Below are 4,464 nucleotides of genomic sequence, written 5' to 3'. Positions count from 1 at the left end.
AGCTTGCAGGTTCTCACACGTCCGGCCTCTGCGTCACGACGAGCCCCGCCCGCTCGAGAACCTGGACGTGCTTCTTCATGCCATTTCCTTTGCTTTTCGCTGGAAGCCACGGCTTCGCAGCGTTGATCTGGTGCGTGAGATCAGGCGGCCGGCAAGCCTGGATCGATGCCGGTCATGGCGATGGAGACCTCCCAGAGTCGCTTCGCGAGCGCGGGATCTTCGGCGTGCGGCGCGCGCTTTGGTTCGCCGGCTACACCGCGGATTCCGCCAAAGCCGGTGGGACCGTAGTAGCCTCCGGGCTTCACCTTGCCGGTCGCGGCCAGAAGTGCCGGCCAGGCGCCCTTGTCGGCGCTATTGAGCAACAGGCCGACGATTGGGCCTACGATCTGGATCGGCCCCATGTGACGGCCAAGACTTGTGGCGGCGACTCCAGGGTGGACACCGATGGCCGTGACGGGCGACTTCGCCGCGCGCAGGCGACGATCCAGTTCGAAGAAGAACAGCGCGCTCGCCAGCTTGCTGCCGCCGTAGCGATCGGTCTTGATGTAGCTCCTGTCGGCGTTGAGGTCCCGCCGGTTACGAGAAGATTTTTCCCGTCTGTTGGGGGACACTGGCTTCGGTGAAACTCTTACTATTCGACATTTTCGTGTGTGAGTGCTTACATGCTCATTTATCAGTTAAAACTCAGGCGGCAGACCCCTTCCAGAACAGGTCGAACCCGGCCTGCCGGATGGCGTCACTTTCCTGGGGTCTGGCCGTGACCGCATTGATGCTGATGTCAGCCAAGTCGAAGAGAATGGTATCGATGTAGAAGGCGATCCTGTCAGGCGCGGCATGGCCGGCGAGACACTCCTCCACCATCGTCCGCGCATCCCGCTGCACGGCGTGGCACCGGTTCCGGCTTTCCGCCGTCACGCGATCCGACACCTTCAACTGGCGAAGGGCCTTGCGCGCTGTGGCGTGAGCCAGTCCCCAGTCAATCAGACGGTTCCAAACCGCGAATAGTCGGTCTTTGGCGGAGGCGTCCGCGGGAAATGGCGCCATCATCGTCTCTGTGAGGTCGGCCTCGATCTCGAGAAAGAGTTGGTTGAGCAGATCGTCCTTGGTTGGAAAGTAGGTGAACAGCGTCCCCTCGGAAACGCCAGCAGCCTTTGCGATCTTGGCGGTGGACGCGCCTGTACCAAGGCGCGCGACGAACTCGGCCGCTGCATCGAGCAGCGCCTGTCGCTTTTCTTCACTGAGGGGACGCGCCATATTTCCGTCTAACGAAATTGAGTGAGTGGATGCTCATCTAAATAGGATAGAGCATGACATCAGTCTACCCCCTGGCGGCGCGCAAATTGACGCGCCTATCAATTGCGGGATTCTTGCCATGCGCCGACATCGACCAGCAGGTTGCGCAATCGCATCAAAGGCGAACAGCCGCCCCGCCAGTTCAGGAAACACCTGCGGCGCAAACACGATCTCGGCGAGTTCCTCCTGCGTTTCGCAAGCCTTGCATGCGGTGCATCTTCCGGGTGAGCCGATCGCGCACTACCTGATCGTGCGCGCGTTCGCGGCACCGCAAGAATGGTCTAACGGGTCGATGAGCGATGCCGAGCCGGGGGCCTATAAGCCCGGCCGATGATCGCGACCGCAGATGGTTCGGAGACCGCGCGTTCGATCGGCTCATCGTGAGCCAGATGAGGTAGAGACTGCGAATGGCGACACGGAGCGGACCTATCTCCAAGGGCAAGACCACTCGGCTGAACGGCTCAAAGGGCGCCGGTCCCCAGTATGATGCACGCTAGCTCCGATGGATTTTCGACTGCTGAAAAGTGTCCAGTATTCTTGAGCGTAAACAGTCGCGCGTCAGGGAGCAGTGCTCGAGTTCGCTCTCGTTCGTTAGGGTGCGACCAATCGCTATCGCCATAGATCAGCGTCACGGGCGCTGAGACAAGCCGATACTGGACCCGCGCTTTGCTCCAGGATCGCCACCCTGCCAGCACCTTGCGCGCGACGCGCTTATATCCAGGGCGGTTGGCCACGCGGCCAAACTCGGTGAGAAGGTCGGAAGGAAGTTTACGCAGATCGTGATATCCGCCGCCCATTATTTTCCCCAGCACGATCTTGTTTTCCATCCACGCATTGAATGGGCCTAGAACTGGAACTTGCAAACTTCCGATGATGAAATTCGCGAACCAGTTGCCACGCCGGAGCCCATCTCCGTAACGGGTTTCGTAGTCGTAAGGATTGCTGGCGAAGACGCGCTCGACCCGCTGCGGAATTGCGGCCGCGACCGTGAGAGCCAATGCACCCCCGATCGATTCGCCCACAAGCGTGACGCCGGTGAGGTTCAGCTTCTCGATGAAGCCGATGACGCCTTGCCTGAAATACGGCTCATCGAAGCGCGCGAGTGGGTCGATCGGCGAATGACCGTGTCCAGGGAGATCGATGGCATACACCTTGTAAGACTCGGCGAGCAGGGGCGCCAAATCGCGAAAGTACTCGAGCTGTGTGCGGATCGTATGCATAAGGATCAATGGCGGCCCACTGCCGGTCTTTTCATAACGCAGACTGAGCGTGTCCGATATTTGCAAGAGGCTTGGTTCGATTTTGGACGAGGTTAGCATTTTATGTCTCTCTTTTATTTTATTAGAGGATTTCTCGAATAGCCCTGGGCGATCTTCGCCCAACTGTTGTCGGCGTCGATGAAAGTGCGAGCCGTGGCGAGCCAGTACGATGGCGTCGAATGTCGCCTTCATGCGATCTTCCGTCCGAATTCGATCACCTCTGCCGTCTGCCGGAGCCCGGTCGCAACGACGGACACCCTGAACTTTCCCTGGAGTGCGTCGTCGAATGTGGCGCCGACGATGATGTCGGCGTCCGCGTCGACTTCCTCACGGATGCGGGTCGCCGCCTCGTCCACTTCGAACAGCGTCATATCCGGTCCGCCGGAAAACGAGACAAGGACGCCTCTTGCACCTCGCATCGACGCTTCATCGAGAAGCGGATTTGCGATCGCGGCTTCCGCGGCGATCTTTGCTCGGTTTAGTCCGCTCGCCTCGCCGGTGCCCATCACGGCGCGTCCCATATCGCGCATCACAGCTCTCACGTCGGCGAAGTCGAGATTGATCAACCCTTCCTTCACGATCACCTCGGTGACGCAGCCTACTCCCGCAAAGAGAATGCGATCCGCCATGGCGAAGGCGTCCGCGAAGGTCGTCTTCGCATCGGCGACCCGGAAAAGGTTCTGGTTCGGGATGACGATAACCGTGTCCGCGCACTCGCGGAGGCGCTCGATACCTTGTTCCGCCGCCCGCATCCGGTGCCCGCCCTCGAAGGCGAACGGCTTGGTGACGACGCCCACGGTGAGAATGCCGGCCCGACGTGCGGCTTGGGCAATGACGGGTCCTGCCCCGGTTCCAGTTCCGCCTCCCATGCCCGCCGTCACGAAACACATATGGGTGCCGGCAAGATGGTCCATGATCTCATCGATCGATTCCTCGGCGGCCGCCTGGCCGACTTCGGGGAGGGAGCCGGCTCCCAATCCCGCTGTCGCGCTGGCGCCCACTGGATCAGGCGCGATGCCTTCGACATGGCAAGCGCCTGGGCATCGGTGTTCGCAACGACGAATTCCGCGCCCTTGAGATTCTGGAGGATCATGTTGTTGACGGCGTTTCCGCCGCCTCCGCCCACGCCGATCACGGTGATCCTTGGCTTCAGCTCAATGATGTTGGGGATGGCAGTCATCGCGAATCTCCATAAGATGCACGCCCATCAGCCTTGCCGGGGATGCGCGGAACATACGAATCTCGGAAACTTCCGTTTCCGGCAGGGAATGGGGCCGCGAGCGCAAGCGGCCGGATTGCCAAGCGGTCAGCGGTAAAGTTTTCAATCACCGGTCGCTCCGGTGCTCGCTCCGGTCGGATCATCCCGTCCAGCGCCTGAACAAGGCGCTGGCGTTCACACCGCCAAAGCCGAAGCCATTGGAGATCGCGTACTCCATCTCCATTGGCCGGGGCTCGTTTGCGACGAAATCGATGCCGTCGGCGGCCGGATCGGGAGCGCTCAAATTGAGTGTCGGCGGTGCCACCTGGTCCCGGATCGCCAGGATCGAGAAGATGGCACCAAGCCCGCCGGCCGCGCCCAGCAGATGTCCGGTCGCCGATTTCGTTGCGCTGACAGCTATCGCGAAATCGCGCCCGAATACGCTCTTGATCGCTTCGATCTCACCCAGGTCGCCGACTGGCGTGGAGGTCGCATGCGCATTAGATGACGAACCTCACGCGGCGAAATACCGGCTTGGGCAATTGCGATCTCCATGGCCCGGCGCGCACCGCCGCCGTCCTCGGGACCAGAAGTAACGTGATGAGCATCCGCCGTCGTGCCATAGCCGACGAGCTCGGCGAGCGGTTTTGCGCCGCGCGCCAGCGCGTGGCTCAACGCCTCGATGACCAGCACCCCGGCTCCTTCGCCCATGAC

Annotated in this window: 3 protein-coding genes and 3 pseudogenes; all 6 read right to left on the bottom strand. The window is 61.1% G+C overall.

The genetic code is table 11. From position 1 onward, the window contains the following. Positions 1 to 82, bottom strand: a pseudogene (locus EOA13_RS39635) (ArsR family transcriptional regulator); the annotation flags it as partial. Positions 83 to 140: 58 nt separating this feature from the next. Further along, positions 141 to 611, bottom strand: a complete 471-nt coding sequence (locus EOA13_RS33090; RefSeq protein ID WP_245490552.1) for an oxidoreductase — start codon at positions 609 to 611, stop codon at positions 141 to 143. A 73-nt stretch (positions 612 to 684) separates the two neighbouring features. Further along, positions 685 to 1,254 carry a TetR/AcrR family transcriptional regulator gene (locus tag EOA13_RS33085; RefSeq protein ID WP_127297471.1) on the bottom strand — a complete coding sequence of 190 codons (570 nt, stop codon included), beginning with the start codon at positions 1,252 to 1,254 and terminating at the stop codon, positions 685 to 687. 500 nt (positions 1,255 to 1,754) lie between these two features. Next, on the bottom strand, positions 1,755 to 2,744 hold the full coding sequence (locus EOA13_RS33080) for an alpha/beta hydrolase (RefSeq protein ID WP_245490551.1): 990 nt from the start codon (positions 2,742 to 2,744) through the stop codon (positions 1,755 to 1,757). Continuing rightward, positions 2,741 to 3,732 (bottom strand): annotated as a pseudogene (gene ftsZ / locus EOA13_RS33075) (cell division protein FtsZ). The gene EOA13_RS33080 and the pseudogene ftsZ overlap by 4 nt, the downstream one beginning before the upstream one ends. A gap of 178 nt (positions 3,733 to 3,910) precedes the next feature. After that, positions 3,911 to 4,464, bottom strand: a pseudogene (locus EOA13_RS33070) (beta-ketoacyl-[acyl-carrier-protein] synthase II); the annotation flags it as partial.

The organism is Mesorhizobium sp. M7A.F.Ca.US.011.01.1.1 (assembly GCF_003998295.1).
GTDB lineage: Bacteria > Pseudomonadota > Alphaproteobacteria > Rhizobiales > Rhizobiaceae > Mesorhizobium.
Note: the sequence above shows the minus strand (reverse complement) of the source record. Positions and strands in the feature narration are given on the sequence as shown.